Source organism: Candidatus Tisiphia endosymbiont of Nemotelus uliginosus (assembly GCF_964264835.1).
Taxonomy (GTDB): domain Bacteria; phylum Pseudomonadota; class Alphaproteobacteria; order Rickettsiales; family Rickettsiaceae; genus Tisiphia.
The window spans coordinates 1,648,631-1,666,470 of the sequence record NZ_OZ183485.1 but is presented as its reverse complement, the minus strand read 5'-3'; the positions used below and the strand labels follow the sequence as shown (position 1 = coordinate 1,666,470).

Here is a 17,840-nt window from a genome sequence, read left to right as displayed (position 1 = left end):
GATGTTATCGTGGTTAAATACATTGAAAAATAATTCAAAAAATAAAATTTTAGAATTAGAAAAAAAGTTATTGGCACAAAATAACATTCTTGATCATATATCGCATGAAGTCAGATCTTCAATTCATGGAGTAAGTAATATATCTCAATTTTTACATGAAAATTGGGATAAAATTAGCGAGCAAGAACGTAGGAAACAAATTGCTATACTAGCTAAAAATAATCAACGTATTATCAAATTAACTGATGAATTATTAGATTTATCAAAGTTTAGTACAGGTAAGATGGTTTTTTATTTTACTAATATAGACTTATTGGCATGTATTAAAACAATAGTACAACAACTGATAGAATTAAATATATTTAACAATAAAGTGAAAATCGAGTTGGTGGATCATGGAATCAAAAGGGCTATCATTAAAGGGGATAAAGCACGAATTAATCAATTATTAAATAACCTATTTAATAATGCTATCAAATATACCAAAGAAGGAACAATTACTGCTACCCTCAATTCAATAAATTATGATAACAAATTATATTGGCGTTTTACTGTGGCTGATACCGGTGTAGGAATTCCGCCCACAGAGTTAGAATCAATTTTTGCAATTTTTACGCGCAGTTCTCGAACTAATAAAAATTTTGTAGGTACCGGTATCGGTTTAACAATCTGCCGAGAAATTGTTACAGCCCATAAAGGTTATATTTATGCTGAAAATAATTATGACATAGGTGCTAAACTAATATTTATGATTCCTGCTTATAATCAGAGAAAACCTCGACTACTTAAAAAACCTACTAAAACGCAATTCAATATACTTTTGGTGGATGACGAAGTAACTTGTCATGAATCAGCTAACTTAATATTTATGCATGAACAAAAATTTAAAATTATTAGTGCCTATACCGGCAAAGAGGCAATTAATCTAGCCAAAATCTTTTTCAATAAGATTGATTTAATTCTATTAGATATAGTATTACCTGATATCAGCGGTTATGAAGTATATAAGCAAATTAGAGCAGATAAAAATTCAGCATATATCCCTATCGTGTTTCAAAGCGGCTTAACTAACAATTACGAGGAACTTACGGCACTGTTAGATGAACCGAGAACCTATTTAATCCATAAGCCTTATCGGAACGAAGAATTAATAGAAATTATCACTCAAATTACTAATAATACTATTTAACCTGAATTTGATATAACTTGTTACATCGAATTCAGGTTATTTAGATGCTGTGATGTTTACAGAACCTAATATTAAATGATAAATATACTTACTTCCTTAACTGCTAGACAGTTTGCGTTTAGGTTTTAATTTAAGGTTGGTCGCCACCTTAATAGGGGGTTTAGCCTTTTGAGCATATGCGGTAGTTTTATTAGGAGCCCTTGGATTAGTATTTACTTTTGCTATATCTCTACGCTGCATAAGAGAGGGAGATGAATGAAAATGGGCATCTAATAATTTGATCGTTTGTTCATTTCTAAGTGCCGACGATTTACAACCTGTGACAATGGCTAACAAGGATTTATTTTGGCGAGTTGCCGCAGTAATAACGTTATAGCCAGCAGGGTTGGTATAGCCTGTCTTTAGCCCTTCTGCCCCGTAATAAGTTTCGTTTACTTTATTATGGCCTTTTATTATCTTCCCTCGAAAAACAAAACTATTCTTTGCAAAAATATGGTAATGTTTAGGAAAATCTCTCTTAATAGCAAGTGCTAATCTAGCAAGGTCTCTAGCAGTAGTTTTTTGAGCAGGATGATGCCAACCCGAAGCATTGGCAAAACGGGTAGATTTCATGCCAAGCTGCCTGGCACGATAATTCATTAACCCAACAAATTTCTCTTCGCTACCATTAATATTTTCAGCGACTACCACCGCTACATCATTAGCAGACTTAATAATAAGCCCCAATATAGAATCCTTTACAGTAATAGTTTCATGAGCTTTAAGTCCTAATTTACCGGGCAACATTTTTTCTGCTTTTTTTGAAACATATAATCTCTGATTCATTTTTAATTGACCAGAATCAATAGCCTCAAACAATAGGTATAAAGTCATTAGTTTTGTAAGAGAAGCAGGATAAATTTTAACATTAGAGTTTTTTTCATGTAATATTTTACCTGTTTTAAAATCTACTACAAGACTAGTAGGTGTAGGAGCAGATACAAGTTGACCTTGCCCATAAGCAGTATTAAAGCTCACCCCCATCATTATTACACTAATAATACAAAGCAATGATATTTTATTTAGCATAATCATAATTAAGGTTAATTACCGTGTTAAGTTATTTGGTCTAAATTCACTATATCTTACTTAAGATATATTCAATGGATTACAAGCGTTGGATTTTATATGCCAGGGCTAAAGAGAGAAAACGCCTATTAATCTACTAATTACATAGAAATGTTCACAGAACCTAAGGCTACTAACAAAATTTAATAATATCTGACAACAGATTTATATCCAACATATTATGAGAGTGATTCCCGGTTCTTTTTTATTAAGATAAAACAAAATAACCTGCCCTGGCAAGGCTAAAATTACTATTAGAATAAAAAAATTATCGTAACCTAATACCAAGTTGCTTTCAAGACAGTAGTAGGAGTATCAGTGGTAAGGTACGCGGAACCTAGTAGATCTAGGTGAGCACGACGAATCCCGAAATACGACGACCTAATGTGAAGGAAGCAATTTGGTATAACATTTTTACCAGCTTTCCTACATATATAGCAAGTGGCATATCGCTCACTATGCCTATTATGTGAAGGAAATTTTTGATCAGAAAATAATTGATAGGTTATTCTTTGTTCAGTATATATAACTAATTAATAGTAAATTTTCTAGCAAAATAATTAATTATCTTCATAGAGAGTGAAAGCTCTATAATTAAACATTATTGACATCCTGAATATTCTGCCGATCTTCCAGAAATTTTTTCAATTCATTATCATCGATTGTTTTCGTAGGGTTAAATATGCTCCCTTTTGCATCTAGTTGCAGCTTCATAGGGGGGATTTTCGTATCTCCTGCTATATCATCGCGTGGACTATTATGAAGATAAAATGTTAATATTGAAGTTAAGGTAATCGTATAATTATATATGTTAATAGCAAGCGCCGTTGCGCCACTAATATATTTAGTATTAAATAATACGTCTTTCAGTAGAGCGATACCCTTATTTAAACGTAGATTGCCATGTAAGGTAGATATCTCAGTTTGTCCCTGAGATATTGCGGTGGTTAAATCATCTTGTAATGATTCAGAGGTATAATTTTTGTTATTAACTTTTTCTACTAGCGTATCTAGAGAGAGATTATTAATTTTTGCATTTTGTACTATGAATGCAGATTCAGTAGTAAGGTTATATAATAATTTTTCTATAGTGTCTCCATTAGTAGAAAATTTGCCATTAATACTCATTCCTCCATAAGTATCTAAGAAACCTTTAGGAAGTAATAAGGAGAGCTGTGCTAAATTAATAGAGTTGAATGCATAAGCAAAATTTAAAGTATAGGGATTTATTAAAATACTACCTGCCGCTTTAAGTGTTCCTCCTAACATGTCTGCTTTAAGTTGACTAATATTAAATAAAGTATTATTATTCGCTAACGCTAATTTAAGATTTTGTAATAGTAATTTACCTTGCGACAGCTTGGATAAAGCACATTGCAATTTTAGTTCTACTTTATTTAAATCAAATTCATTTAATAACCTATTCCTTGAGTTCAACAAAGCCATGGGAGTTAATGGCTCTATAGCAAGAGCCCCATCTCTGATGTTAATCTCTAATTGTGGCTTAAGTTGAGCCGCAAGTAATTTAGCATTAAGATTAAGGTAGATGTCGTCTTTCCTTAAATCAAAGGTAGTAATTTCAATATTACCAGGAGCGATAGCAGCTACCAGATCTACTTTACCAAATGATCTATTCCCAAACATCAAATCGTTAATAGTTACATTAAAGTTACCAAAATATTGGATAGTTCTAATAGGAATATATTTAGTGAAATATGTTTCATCTTGCATCTCTTTGGTTAAGCTTTGAAGAAAATTGAGCATTGGAGAAATAATTGGATATCCAGGGTAAGATAAATCCAAGGCAGAAATGTCTAAGTTCCCCATAATATGTGGCATAGAACCAATAAAGCTAGTAGTAATATCACCGGTAACGGTAGTATTAGCTGTTTTTACTAAAAGATTCTGCAAATATATATCTATTAAAGTTAGTTTTAGATTTGACTGTAAAGTAAAAGGAGTAATTTGATTGCCATCTATTTCTTTATAGCCGCTAGCGTCTAATATCTTATTAAGGTTCTGATGTTGTAAGTAAATACTCCCTTCAAATATACTCCTTACAGAATTTTGCGTTACATTACCGGTAAGTTGGAAATTACCTCCAGATTGAATTGTCCCAGAAAAATCTTTAACAGCCAAACTGCGATTTTCTAAACCTAATAATAATTGAGTCTTGTTTAATATTTCGCCTCCTCCTAATATTATTTGATCTGCTGAAATAGTTGCGTCTAATATTTTATCGTCGAAAATAAATCTTAGTCCATAGGAGGAGGAATCGCTGAACTTACGGATAGTATCTGAAGGGGCGGTAAGAGCCGGAATATCTATTGTAGAAAAAGTTAATTTGATGGTACTACTTATATTCTGCATTTTACTTAAATGAAGAACACCTGTCCCCAAGATGGCAGCAGAATCTATACTTAAATTTTCAAGCTGTAATAATTGTTCGGTAGGTAAGATATCAAATTTTATTTTTACTATTTGGTGTTGATTGAATTTCATAAATAATGCTTTTAAATCTGGCATAAAATGGCTCAACACATTAGCTAGATTTTGTACTATATATTCACCTTTCCCACTAACTAACTTGCCCTCGTTATAGATTTCAGATACATGACAATTATAGTCATCATTATAAAGAGTTAAATCAAAGTTTACTTGCTTATCTTTTTGTTCTACGAAACCAGAAAAATGTAATACGCTATCTAATACCCCTTTAAAGACAAATCTATTAGTTAAGGAATTAACAGGAGTCAAATGGCAGTTACTTACAATCCCCAGAGATTCATGCTTATTATTGAATATAGTTAGGTTGATAATATGGAAATTAATATTACTAATATTGGTTGTGAGTAATGAGCTGATTATTTTATCATGATTGATAATGTTGAGTTCTTGTTGATCCCCGTATATTGTAGCATTAAATATTTTTACTGTTTTAATTTTAGGGGTTAATTTGAATAATGAATATATATCAAAATGTATTTCAACATTTTCTAGTACTAATTTTCCTTCTACCTGTACATGATCAATTAGTAAAAAAGGCGTAGGGAAGTTATTAATTTTAACCGTTTTGATAGCGTTAGTAGGTACCGCTAATTCATGTGCCAATGCTTTTACTATTAAATTAGTATCAATAGAATGAATAATTGTTACCATAGCACATGCTAATAATGACATAACTACAACAACAATGATTAGTATTCTTCTGACCATCAAGCCAAATCTTTTAAAACGCCCATTGGTTTCTATATCTATATTGTTCATATTGCAAGGATTAGAATTAATTGTGAATAACGTGCAAATGTAGTAAGACGTACATACCATTTACGTACGTATATGAGCAGAATTAAATCACTTGATAAAATGCAAAAACAATTCTTGAAAGCAATTGAGTATATTACTGTTCTGGATATTATCTAGAATTATCATAATAATGCCGAATCTAAATAATATTATTATATTAATTGCCGTTTAAAACCAAGCATATATTACCATTATAAATAGATATTGCCTGTTACGTAGATCCTTTTGTGACATGAAAGATATGCAGGATACTATTTAATCATAATTTATTAGCATGAATTGTAAAATTTGTTTATTTCATAGTTGATTTTTATAGTTTTTGATGTAACCTATAATTACAATATTATTTAAATAATTAAACTTACTAGTTATAAATATCTTGTTTAAGTACAAATAACCTCAAATTGTTACAAAAATTTAAGGCTAAAATGTCACTCTAGATATAAAAATTTTCTGTTTATTAATAATAATTAACTTAGTGTTTGGTGTTCTAGGTGATATAAGAAAACTTAAGGCCTATCATTATAAATCACTAATTCATATTAGGAAATTTACTCATTTTATGGTTACTAGCTGTGTTTTGGAGAAATAATTGATTATATAATTTAAAAATGTAAAGAAACATGAACAAATTCATTCAAACAGATGGTAAAGTTATTCTTGCCCAAACTCGTTTAACTAAGCAACAAACTGAAGCCGTAGGGTTACTTTCAATAGGCACATTTCTCGAGTATTTTGATTTGATGCTGTATGTACATATGGCTGTATTACTAAATGACTTATTCTTTCCCGATTACGATCAATTCACTAAAAAATTATTAGCTGCCTTAACTTTCTGCTCTACTTACGTATTAAGACCTTTTGGAGCGCTATTATTTGGCTATATTGGAGACTATATAGGGCGAAAGCAGTAGTAATAATTACTACATTTTTGATGGGGATCTGTTGTATCACTATCGCCACTATCCCCACCTATGCTGAAATAGGCATTACAGCCTCATGGGTGCTGATAGCATGTAGGATGATACAAGGGATGGCGGCCACTGCAGAAGTGCGAGGTGCAGAAATTTATTTGACTGAAAGCTCAAAACCCCCTATTCAATATTCATTGGTTTCTTTAATTACTGTATTTTCGGCAATAGGAACCACAGCGGCCCTTGGTGTAGCATCAATTTTTACCAGTATAGATAACCAAAATCCATCTAGTTGGCGCTTAGCATTTTGGGTAGGCGCAGGCATTGCCTTAGTTAGATCCGTTGCGCGTACTAGCCTAAAAGAAGCTGCAGAGTTCACTAATAAAAAGAAGCGGTTGCAAGAAAGGCTGACCGAAAATAAAGTGGCGTTCAATGAAGTCAATAAAGATATACTTGATCAACATGTTCCGCTCTTGACTTCTATAGCATATCTCTTTATTCAATGCGCTAGGCCTCCATGTTTTTATTTTGTATATATATATTGTGCCGATATTCTAAAACATGATTGTGGATTTTCAGCTAATGAGGTTATTACGCAAAATTTTTGGGTTTCTATAGTAGATTTGTTAGGAATAGTGGGGCTGACATACCTTGCTTATATGCACCCACTCAAGATACTAAAATGGAAGTTATATTTATTCTTAATAACAATTATTTTATTTCCTATAGTGCTATCGTATAGGATGAATTCAAATTACATTTTTATTTTTCAATGTTTAGCAGCCTTATTTGTATTTGATCATGTGCCAGCCTCCCCAATATTTTATAAATATTTTCCTATTTTCAAAAGATTTACATATACTAGTGTTCTAAGCGCTGTAGCTAAATTATGCACTTATTTTGTAACCTCTATTGGTTTGGCCTATACTACTAAATATTTAGGACCTGGAAAAGGGTTGTTGATAATAATTATACCAGTTGCTATAGGCTTTTTTATGGGAGTAACTTATTTCGAAAAAATGGAAAGGAAGACCTAACAGATTTCTCTAAAAAGAAATCTGTATTTTTGACTACCCCTAGCTTGATGTTTTGAATATAGCATTTTTCATATAAAGTATCACAAAGCCAAGGTAACTCAATTACCTCGCATAAGACTAAGAAATATTTAAGAGTTTCTTCTATAATTTTCTTAGCTTTTTCGGGGGATTTTGCTTCAATAGTTTGAATATTATGAAGACGATCAAATAATTTAATTAGCAATAAATCATATTTCTTTTGTTTAAATAATAAATTTAATATTTCTGCCGAACTAATCTTGCGATCTTTTTTGACTCTTGTAAGCTCTTCTACCTGCACTGCGACTGTTTCCCCAAAAATAGCTTCTATCATCTTTTCTGTCATTTTAGTGTCCTCAATAGTATCATGCAGGATACTAGTCACAATAATATCAGTCTTAAAGATATGGTCTGAAACCATATAGGCTACTTCTAACGGATGAGAGTAAAACGGCTCGCCAGACTGGCGTTTTTGTAGTCCATGATATTTTTTAGCATAAAAAATGGCTTTTTTAATTTCATGAATGTCAATTGGAGTATTCACCTCCTGATTTAACTGCATCAGCTTATTTAGTAACCTTTCAGTATATTGGCATAATTCCAGTTTTAGTGGCCAACTATCAATATCTTCCATAAAGTACAACAATTTATTAAAATTTATAATATTTGATATTATAATTCGAAATGCGATATAATCTATTGCCTCGAATTTGCCTGGTATATACTATAAAAACTTAAAACATTGGTAAAGCAATTTTCGGACATCACACTGCTTTAAGTATGCACTTTTCATTCTTTTAATAAACCAATTAAGCAGGCACTTATTTGTTATAATTTTGTTCATACAACCTATGATTATTATAGCATAATTCTCAATTATTATCTTCCCCATAACTGCTTAAGGGCTATAACAAAATTTTATAGCTATTAGCAACAAATATCCTCAACTAGGGAATCATAATTCAATAACAGTAACTTATTGATAGTAGGATCGTAAATACCCTCAGGCGTACAAAACACTGATGATATATTAAGGTAACGTAGCTCTAACCTGCATCTCTAATACTTGTAGCATTACGCATAGCATAAAGCCAATAATAATTAATCGCTGCTATTGCTTGCAGTACTATAGCGCAAAACATCTAAGAGTTTAGGGAAGTTGACCTTAAATTACTCTGCTTAAAGTCTTTTGCTTTAGAATAATTTTTCTTTGCCCTAACTTTTTTTTACCTAAAATCAATAAATATATAGTATTATGGTTACTAATTTATCACAGGGGTATAGGATTCAAGCCGATGTCTATCCAAGAACACTTAATTGTTATGGGTGTAATATTATCTGTACAAGGGCTTCAAGGTAATATAATAGTAAAATCTTTTACTAGCCCAAGCCTTAATATAATGAATATGCATTTAGTTGACCAACATAAACAAAAAATTATTCTAAAATTAATTAAGCAAAATGCTAAAGGCTATTTAATTTGCAAATTTAATAACATTGATAACAGAACAGATGCAGAAAAAGTGCAAGGGTTTCAGCTATTCAGTTATAGGTCGGATTTACCATTATTACAGCCTGATGAATTTTATATGGAAGATTTAAAAGGCTTAAAGGTAGTAGATCATAAACTATTTCCTCTTGGCAAAGTAATCAATACCTTAAATTTAGGAGCCGGTGATATACTGGAAATAGCATTCCTTAATAATAAAAAAACTGCATTCTTGCCATTTACTAAACAACTATTTCCCGTAGTCACTGAACAATATATTATCCTTAACCTAGCATATAATATACACGTATAAATTATTTAATCTTCATTCCGTTTTTCTGACTTTTTTCGCTCATTTGGATTGAGTATGGCTTTACGTAATCGTATTGATTTAGGAGTAATTTCTACTCTCTCGTCATTTTGAATGTAACTAATTGCTTGCTCTAATGTCATGATCTCTGGTGGAATAAGTCGCATTGCTTCATCTTTACCCGACGCTCTTACATTAGATAGTTGTTTAGCTTTTAAAGGATTTACTTCTAGATCATTATCACGATTATGTTCTCCAATAATCATTCCTTGATATACTGATTCATTAGGATTTATGAACATTTTACCGCGATCTTCTAAGTTCCATAAGGCGTAAGCCACTGACTCGCCATCGCCGTTTGAAATCAATACCCCATTACGCCTACCGTCAATGGCCCCTTTATATGGGCCATAACTATGAAAAATACGATTCATTACTCCGGTACCACGCGTTTCTGTTAAAAATTGCCCATGATAACCAATAAGACCGCGAGAAGGGCCTAGAAATGTTACCCTAGTTTTACCTCCCCCTGATGGACGCATATCAATCATTTCAGCTTTACGTAGTGCTAAAGATTTGACCACTACTCCTACAAATTCATCATCTACGTCAATCTGAATTTCTTCTATAGGTTCTAATTTTTTACCATGCTCATCCTCTTTAAATAAAACCCTAGGTCTGCTGATAGACAATTCAAACCCTTCACGTCTCATAGTTTCAATTAATATTCCAAGTTGCAGCTCTCCCCGGCCCGCTACTTGAAAAGCGTCTTGGCTTTCAGTGTGTTTTACGTGCAATGCCACATTACTCTCTATTTCGCGCATTAATCGCTCACCTAATACTCGAGCGGTAAGCTTGGTTCCCTCTCGTCCGGCTAAAGGTGAATCATTAACTCCAAAAGTCATAGATAACGTAGGTGGGTCTATAGGCAAGGAAGGCAATGCTTCCATAATTTCTGGCCCGCAAACAGTATCAGCAACAGTAGCATTTTGGATTCCAGCGATAGCAATAATATCACCTGCACACGCCCCATCTACTGCAACTCGTTCCAGTCCTTTAAAAGATAATATTTTACTAATCCGAGCATTTTCCAGGAGAGTACCATCTCTTGCTAATACTTTAACATTTTGATTAACCTTAATAGTACCACTATGAATACGACCAGTAAGAACCCGACCAAAATATGGATTATATTCTCGAGTAGTTACTAACATAGCAAATGGTGCTTCGGGATCAGCAATAGGAGCAGGAACATGCGATACTATTAAGTCAAATAAAACTGATAAATCTTTGGTTGTCTCGTCCAAGCTAGTACTTGCCCACCCTGCCCTACCAGAGGCGTAAATGATTGGAAAATCTAATTGTTCGTCAGTAGCTTCTAATGCCATAAATAATTCTAATACTTCATCTACTACTTCACTGACTCTTCTATCAGCTCTATCGATTTTATTAATGATCACAATCGGTTTTAAACCTAATTTTAAAGCCTTAGTTAATACAAATTTTGTTTGTGGCATGGTACCTTCTGAAGAATCAACCAACAATACTACCCCATCTACCATGGTCAGAATACGTTCTACTTCTCCTCCAAAATCCGCATGTCCCGGAGTATCAACTATATTAATACAAATACCCTTCCACATAAGAGAGGTACATTTAGCTAATATAGTAATACCGCGTTCACGTTCAAGATCATTTGAATCCATTGCTCGTTCTGCTACTGCTTGGTTAGCCCTAAAAGTGCCACTTTGCTTTAACATATTATCAACTAGGGTAGTTTTGCCATGATCAACGTGAGCAATAATGGCAATATTGCGAATAGCAGGGGACATTAAAACCTTTAATATATTTTTAGATTATAGATTATAAAGTAAAATAATAAAATTGGAATAGAGTTAATATGATATATTGTCTACCGGCTGATCATACTTTAGTTTCTATAGAAGAACCTAGTACCCTAAACCCATCAAGCATGTTAAGTAGTGCTCACCCTGAGGCAGATCATGGCTAGCAATATTTCCATCACTAAACACGTTATCCTTCGGCGATAAGCTACTTGATAGGTACGAATTGTGGGGCGTGATATTGTCTTCTAGTACTTCCTTGCGCTTGGACGTAATTTCTGTTAAATCTTTACAATGTTGTTCATAAAGATATTTTAATATTAAGGTGGTTATATCTTCACTAATTTTTACTACTTTACTATCTTTTACTTTACTTGAGCGTAAATTATTTTCTATTAACTTTATTATCTGCCCTTTTTGTTGTAATAAAATTTCTAATAACTCAGGGGTATAAGCTGCCTCTAATTGATCCGACAAGACTACTGTCAGTGTTGGTTTAACCTCTATAGACTTAAAGACCTTGGTCTTTAAGTCTAATAAGATATTGTTGACCTTTACCGCTTCTATACCATGATCAATGATGTCTTGTACTAATACTGGTATCAATATTTTTGTCATATTATCAGTATATTCATTAATCTTGCGGTTAGATAGCCTGGACTCGTCATTGAGTTCTATATGTTGACATGAGGCTGAGACATTATTTTCTACTAAATTAAGTACATGATGCCCATTTGGGTTCCTAAAATCATTTAATATTTCTATAAATTTTGCCGCTTTCTCAAAGCTATCTTTTACTACTTGACTATTTTTTTCTAACATTTCTACGTTATTATAAAATATCCAGCTAATACTTTTTGCTATCCTAGTATCCAAGCTATCTTTAGATTGACGTCCTGGGTAAAAACACTCGTTTAAGGTAGCATAATGATCTAAAATAGCAGCAGGAATTTTTGGTACTACAAAATTACCTTCTTGATCAAATAGCCAGGTCATACCAAATAATTCTCCTTCCTTACGGAGTAGTAATAATAATAATGATTCTTTTGGGGTACGTAACATGAAGCAATCATCTTCTTCGGATACTATAGAATTTGAGTGCCGTATTATTGCGGCATTAATCTTATGTAATGTTCCTGCTTCTAACTTTTGTGTTATTTGAGTCAAGCATTCTTTAAGCTTTTGATTGACTACAGGGTAGTTATACAATGTAAGAAAAGCATTAATATCATGATCAGTGATGTCTCCTGTGAATAATTTTCGGATGATTTGTTGTTGAATAATATTTTTGATCAATTGTAAATTAGAGTTAGACAGTATTGGCATGTGAGTTCTTATAAAAAAATAAATGTTAATTTTCCTTAAATAGGTAATAATTATTACCCAATAATTACTGCGGTATTATCGTCTCTTTAGAGACATTCGTCAATGTTAAAATAACCTATCCTTATACTATTATAGTCTTCGTTCTTTAGCTGGTGACACTTGATTTTGCAGGATTTTTGTTGTGCTCACGGATTCTTTTATACTGCTTTGCCAACCTCACCTTTAAATGCAAGTATAGTCAATTCAGGAGAAGTTGGTGCTAGGCGCGATGGAGCGAAGCCTATAGATAATAGGCGAGCGACGAGTAACGACGTCACCAACTTCTCATCAATTGACTATATCACCAGCCAAAGAACGAAGGCTATATTGGACTCCAGAGATGTACTTAAAAGGCAAGTAATATATAATAATTACAACTATTATTTGCTATATTGCTCTCCTCTGAATACTCTGCTATAATTTATAGTGCTAATTAATAATCTATTGATAATGCTTCCAAAAACATTTTATGAACGAGACACTCTGACCGTATCACAGGAATTACTAGGAAAAATCTTATGTTTTAATAACATCACTGCTCAAATTATTGAAACTGAAGGTTATAGAGGGGAAGACGATCCTGCATGCCATGCAGCAAGGGGGATGACTCCACGCACTAAAACTATGTACGGCCCTGCCGGCACTGCCTATATATATTTAATATATGGAATGTATTATTGTTTAAATATAGTAACAGAAAACGAAGGATTCCCTGCCGCTGTGTTGATTAGAGGAGTAATACAACAGACTCCTGTACCTTATTTATTGGATGGGCCAGGTAAATTATGTCGGGCTTTAGGTATTAATAAAGCATATAATGGGTGTGATATGACCCTTAACCAATCTTTTTGTGTTATTGATATAGGACATACTGCAAAATTTGTTAGTACTCCAAGAATAGGTATTAGCAAAGGACAAGACAAGCTATGGCGTTATTTAGCAATATAACCAAAACGTTTCAAATCTCTCTTTTGTATTCAAATGTCTCAAAACTATAAAAACAAACTTAGAGATTATTGCAAAACCATCATAAGAGATAATATCTATAAAATTCAAGCCGCTGAAACTCACCTAGCTATTATAAGTCAATTAAGTAGATTAATAGATTTATTAAATGTGACCCATGTTGGAATATACTACCATAATCAATATGAAATTAATATCCTGGATTTATTGCAATTAAGAACTGATTTGATATTTTCTCTACCTAAAATTATCGAAGATAATATTATTTACACCAAATATAGCCTCGGAGATAAACTAACAAAAAATAAATTTAATCTTTATGAGCCTAAGAGTTGCCAAGCAGTATATCCTAAATTAATATGTCTTCCTGGTTTAGGTTTTAGCAGTCAGGGTTATAGAATAGGTTATGGAGGAGGCTTTTTTGACCGCTATCTTATAAAACATCCGACAATATTCAAAGTTGGCATTGCTGTGAAAGAACAGTTACTACCGCCCTTCCCAACTAATAATTTTGATCAAAAACTTAATTATATTATTACCGAGGAATAAAAAATAATAAGTGAACAGGATGTCATATTATAGCCAAAGTGATTTAGTTGATGATACTTGAATTTTAAGGTGAGGTCGGCAAAGCAGTATTAGTTAATACGTGAGCACAACAAAAATCCTGCAAAATTAGCTAAATGCCGCTGGCTATATGGGAATGTTATTTTATAGCCCTGTCCTTCCATGAATTTAGCATGGGTTTTTGATAGTAGAGTTGATATTAATTACCGTCCTTCCCCTTCCCTTCCTGCAGATGGGGTGTTTACCTTGTTTAAGGACGTCCTAGGACGAGGAGTTGGTCTATTCACTATATGCTTAGATATTGTTGGCTGCAATTTCAATACCTGAATAAGATCTTCTCCTTCAAGAAGGCTGTTATTAAGCGCTGCTCCTCCAGGACTATTAGCTATTGCTGACTCGGGAGGATTATTGATTATGGGCTTACTACTGACGTCATTACTAGAGTTATCTTCTAGGGGAGACTCAATATTCTCCCAACTTGCCTCACTACCGTGGCTGGACCTTCGTGATGTATTGTGAGGATTTTCTGGTTCCCTCGTGGCAGGGGCCCCCCACGGCCTACTATCCTTTGGTGTAGTAGGTGTCAACTTAACTGTGCTGTCGAGTGCCACCTCATTCCTCTTGCTAACAGCTGTTGACTTTAGACTGAGTTGAATTACAGTTTGTTCCTCAACAAAATTATTCCAGCCCTCCGAAGATGCAGAACTCTGCCTATTCTCATTCTGATTATTTAATAATGTGGCGTTAAGGATTTGGTCAGCACATTCTTGTTGTAAAGATGGGTCGTCAGGGGCTACCTCAAAGATACGTTTTACATTGTTTTGGAGACTCCTTTGCCTGTGTTCCGTTTCACTAAGTTCATATTCTGGTTTATTCACTAACCCTACATGCTCTTTGTAAGAGTCTTGAGCATTGCTATTGTTTTGATGAGTTGAAGGTATCTTATAAAGAGATTCATTTGATAATATTCTTACGATGTTCCTTTTTATAGGATCTTTTATTATATCACTCTCTGTATATTTTTCTAGCAAAGTATTGAGTGTTTGATCACCTTGTGCCTTTGCTGCGGCAGTTTGCGCATCCCACCCTCTTGAAAAGCTACAAAACTCCTCACCTTTTTGTTCAGCAAGTTCTACAATATTATGGATTATCTTCCACGTTACTTCTTCCTTCCCGTGCTCGTTCGTTATATTATGCATAAAAGATCCTGAGTTTCCTGCCATATTAAAAAATGATACTTGGCCCTTTTTTGTTTCATATTTTAATTGTGATAGTTTTTCTTTATAATCAAAACCCCATAGTACCCCACACTTATTGTTGAAGTTGAAAAGCATGCATAATGTGTTTTCGTAGTAATGAAAACAACATAGCAGGGGTATCACTTAACGAGTTATAAAAATAATCTTTTATCCAATCAAATCCGTAAGTAAATAATGAGTATAATTTACGACCATGTTTTTTGATCTTTATAGGATAAATTTTGTTCTTAATGTCACCAGCAAGCACGCAAATAGCTAAGGATAAAGATACTATTGCAAATAGTTTTTCCAGCTTTTTTTGATCTGTAATGTGGGTATCTTCAATATTAAATCCAGATGACTTGAGAGACAGAAAAGGTCGCTCAATGCTCCACCTCTGCTTATATGCTAGCAAAGCACATTCACCAATAAGCACATTACTAGCAATAAATAGTTGCTCTCTTTCTAATTGCAAACAAGTTATTTTAATTGCCATACCATTGTAAATTTTGCTTTCTATAGTTTTAGTGTCACCCATTTGCATATCGGCAAAACATTTATTCAACTTCATCTTGCCACCGTTGAAATGCTTGACCTTCTCACTTTTTCTTAGCCTGATAGCAAAAGGTAATTTTTGGATTCCACCCATATATTGCAACCATTCCTCACCAACAAATTCCCGATCGGCAAGGATAAGCTCTATCATTTCCTTAGGTATAATTGTTAAAATTTGCTCAATCAATTTCTTTCTTTCATTAGTAGAAGAGTTGCCTTTTTTATCAAGTAACAACCATGCTATAGGAATTGAAATATTACCATAAACGATAGTTGCAACAAAAAAATTCAAATTTTTAATACCAAATTGCCAGCTGGTTCTATCTATGGCAAGGCTAATTTTACCTGTTAGACAGAGCAATTTAACAATAATTTTCCCTAAACTTATAAAGCACATATTTTGTTCTAAAAGCAAACGCTCAACTTTAACAATCTTGGCATGCAAATTGCCTTTAGAAGCGACATACAGTGCTAATTCTTTGATTCTCACAGTTTTAGCTTTTACTACTGCACAAATTAATTCTGCAAATGTTTTAATTCGTGCTGGGTGCCAATCTAAAAATATGTATAATATTTGGTATAGTGATTGAGAGTCCATTAATACCTCCTGTTGCTTGTTTCTCAGCGGAGATTAGTGACTCTCAGTCACTTATTCAATTTATTATTTTAACCCTCCTGTAAAATCTGTGGGGTACTATGGAATATTTTACCTACCGAAGAAATGCAGGAATATCTCGTAATAGGGGAATTATCACTAGATGGGACAATTCTACCAGTTACTGGAGCTTTAGCTGCTGCTATTGGAGCAGTAGCAAGAGGCAAAGGCCTTATCTGTTCAAAAGCTAATGGAGCGGAAGCAGCTTGGTCTGGTAATAATAGCATATTAGTTGCTCAGAATTTGATAGAGTTAGTCAATCATTTTAAAGGCACCCAAATATTATCGGCTCCTGAATTAGAGGTTGATAGAAGTGAAATCATCTATCCAGATTTTAAAGATATTAAAGGACAAAAAACAGCTAAAAGAGCTTTAGAAATCGCAGCTGCAGGAAGTCATAATTTATTGATGTTTGGCCCTCCTGGCGCAGGTAAATCTATGCTAGCTCAACGCATCGCTGGTATATTACCTAAAATGTGTCCTGAAGAAATATTAGAATGCAGCACTATCGCAAGTATTGCAGGTAAATTAGAAAATGGCAAACTTACTCGCACTAGGCCCTTTCGTGCTCCCCATCATTCGTGTTCAACAGCAGCTATGGTAGGGGGCGGGATTGGTAAAAAGGTCAAGCCAGGAGAGATTTCGCTAGCACATAATGGAGTATTATTTCTTGATGAATTACCAGAATTTCCCTCGCATGTTATAGATTCTTTAAGGCAACCAATTGAAACTGGTGAAATATTAATCGCTAGAGCAAACGCTCATATTAAATATCCGGCTAACTTTCAATTAATAGCTGCTATGAATCCTTGTAAATGCGGTTATTTAAGTGATCCTTATAAAGCTTGTTCTAAAGCTCCTAAATGTGGCAGTGATTATCAAATGAAAATTTCTGGTCCGATCATGGATCGGTTTGATCTGCATATAGAGGTAGGCTCAATTGATGCATATAATTATAATTTAACAGACACTTCACAATTAGAGAGTTCTAAGCAAATAGCGCAGCGAGTAGAGCAAGCTCGAGAAGTACAACTCACAAGATATGAAGGTTATAATATAAAAACAAATAACCGTTTAGATGGGCAGTTACTAATAGAATACGCTCTGCCGGTGGATGATGGAAAAGATTTATTGAATGAAGCAGCTACAAAATTTCGTATATCTATGCGAGCTTATAATAGGACTTTAAGAGTGGCACGCACTATAGCGGACCTTGATCACTCTAAAAATGTTCATAAAATACATATTGCTGAAGCGTTAAATTATAGGAAAATGTAGCA

12 protein-coding genes and 1 pseudogene are annotated in these 17,840 nt (G+C 33.5%); 6 read left to right on the top strand and 7 right to left on the bottom strand.

Going from position 1 to position 17,840, the window contains the following annotated elements; all coding sequences use genetic code 11:
* The first annotated feature begins 22 nt into the window (after positions 1-22).
* On the top strand, positions 23-1,189 hold the full coding sequence (locus tag ACFELV_RS07460) for an ATP-binding protein (protein ID WP_375327415.1): 1,167 nt from the start codon (positions 23-25) through the stop codon (positions 1,187-1,189).
* A 96-nt stretch (positions 1,190-1,285) separates the two neighbouring features.
* On the opposite strand, the gene ACFELV_RS07455 is transcribed toward ACFELV_RS07460, so the two are convergent.
* Together ACFELV_RS07455 and ACFELV_RS07450 are read right to left on the bottom strand one after the other, a co-directional pair.
* Entirely contained in the window at positions 1,286-2,257 is a 972-nt protein-coding gene (locus tag ACFELV_RS07455) for a D-alanyl-D-alanine carboxypeptidase family protein (protein WP_375327414.1), read from the bottom strand.
* Between the two features lie 633 nt (positions 2,258-2,890).
* Positions 2,891-5,563 carry an AsmA-like C-terminal region-containing protein gene (locus ACFELV_RS07450; protein WP_375327413.1) on the bottom strand — a complete coding sequence of 891 codons (2,673 nt, stop codon included), beginning with the start codon at positions 5,561-5,563 and terminating at the stop codon, positions 2,891-2,893.
* 662 nt (positions 5,564-6,225) lie between these two features.
* Here ACFELV_RS07450 and ACFELV_RS07445 point away from each other — a divergent pair.
* Positions 6,226-7,553: pseudogene (locus ACFELV_RS07445) on the top strand (MFS transporter).
* Here ACFELV_RS07445 and ACFELV_RS07440 read toward each other — a convergent pair.
* Positions 7,510-8,205 (bottom strand): HD domain-containing protein, encoded by a 696-nt coding sequence (locus tag ACFELV_RS07440; protein ID WP_375327412.1) that lies wholly within the window; start codon positions 8,203-8,205, stop codon positions 7,510-7,512. The pseudogene ACFELV_RS07445 and the gene ACFELV_RS07440 overlap by 44 nt on opposite strands.
* Positions 8,206-8,866: 661 nt before the next feature.
* Here ACFELV_RS07440 and rimM point away from each other — a divergent pair.
* Entirely contained in the window at positions 8,867-9,373 is a 507-nt protein-coding gene (gene rimM / locus ACFELV_RS07435; protein ID WP_375327411.1) for a ribosome maturation factor RimM, read from the top strand.
* A gap of 5 nt (positions 9,374-9,378) precedes the next feature.
* On the opposite strand, the gene typA is transcribed toward rimM, so the two are convergent.
* Together typA and ACFELV_RS07425 are read right to left on the bottom strand one after the other, a co-directional pair.
* Positions 9,379-11,202, bottom strand: a complete 1,824-nt coding sequence (typA, locus tag ACFELV_RS07430; RefSeq protein ID WP_375327410.1) for a translational GTPase TypA — start codon at positions 11,200-11,202, stop codon at positions 9,379-9,381.
* Between the two features lie 117 nt (positions 11,203-11,319).
* Positions 11,320-12,540 (bottom strand): DUF5410 family protein, encoded by a 1,221-nt coding sequence (locus tag ACFELV_RS07425; protein ID WP_375327409.1) that lies wholly within the window; start codon positions 12,538-12,540, stop codon positions 11,320-11,322.
* 489 nt (positions 12,541-13,029) lie between these two features.
* Between ACFELV_RS07425 and ACFELV_RS07415 the strand changes: the two genes are divergently transcribed.
* Positions 13,030-13,527: a DNA-3-methyladenine glycosylase gene (locus tag ACFELV_RS07415; protein ID WP_375327407.1), complete on the top strand. Its 498-nt coding sequence runs from the start codon at positions 13,030-13,032 to the stop codon at positions 13,525-13,527.
* A 33-nt stretch (positions 13,528-13,560) separates the two neighbouring features.
* A complete protein-coding gene (locus tag ACFELV_RS07410; protein ID WP_375327406.1) occupies positions 13,561-14,094 on the top strand; it encodes a 5-formyltetrahydrofolate cyclo-ligase in 534 nt (177 codons plus the stop codon).
* 221 nt (positions 14,095-14,315) lie between these two features.
* Here ACFELV_RS07410 and ACFELV_RS07405 read toward each other — a convergent pair whose 3' ends face one another.
* Both ACFELV_RS07405 and ACFELV_RS07400 read right to left on the bottom strand, forming a co-directional pair.
* Positions 14,316-15,311: a hypothetical protein gene (locus ACFELV_RS07405; RefSeq protein ID WP_375327405.1), complete on the bottom strand. Its 996-nt coding sequence runs from the start codon at positions 15,309-15,311 to the stop codon at positions 14,316-14,318.
* A gap of 112 nt (positions 15,312-15,423) precedes the next feature.
* Positions 15,424-16,503, bottom strand: a complete 1,080-nt coding sequence (locus ACFELV_RS07400) for an IS4 family transposase (protein WP_375326208.1) — start codon at positions 16,501-16,503, stop codon at positions 15,424-15,426.
* Between the two features lie 84 nt (positions 16,504-16,587).
* Here ACFELV_RS07400 and ACFELV_RS07395 point away from each other — a divergent pair, with 84 nt between their 5' ends.
* A complete protein-coding gene (locus ACFELV_RS07395) occupies positions 16,588-17,838 on the top strand; it encodes a YifB family Mg chelatase-like AAA ATPase (protein ID WP_375327563.1) in 1,251 nt (416 codons plus the stop codon).
* Positions 17,839-17,840 lie beyond the last annotated feature (2 nt).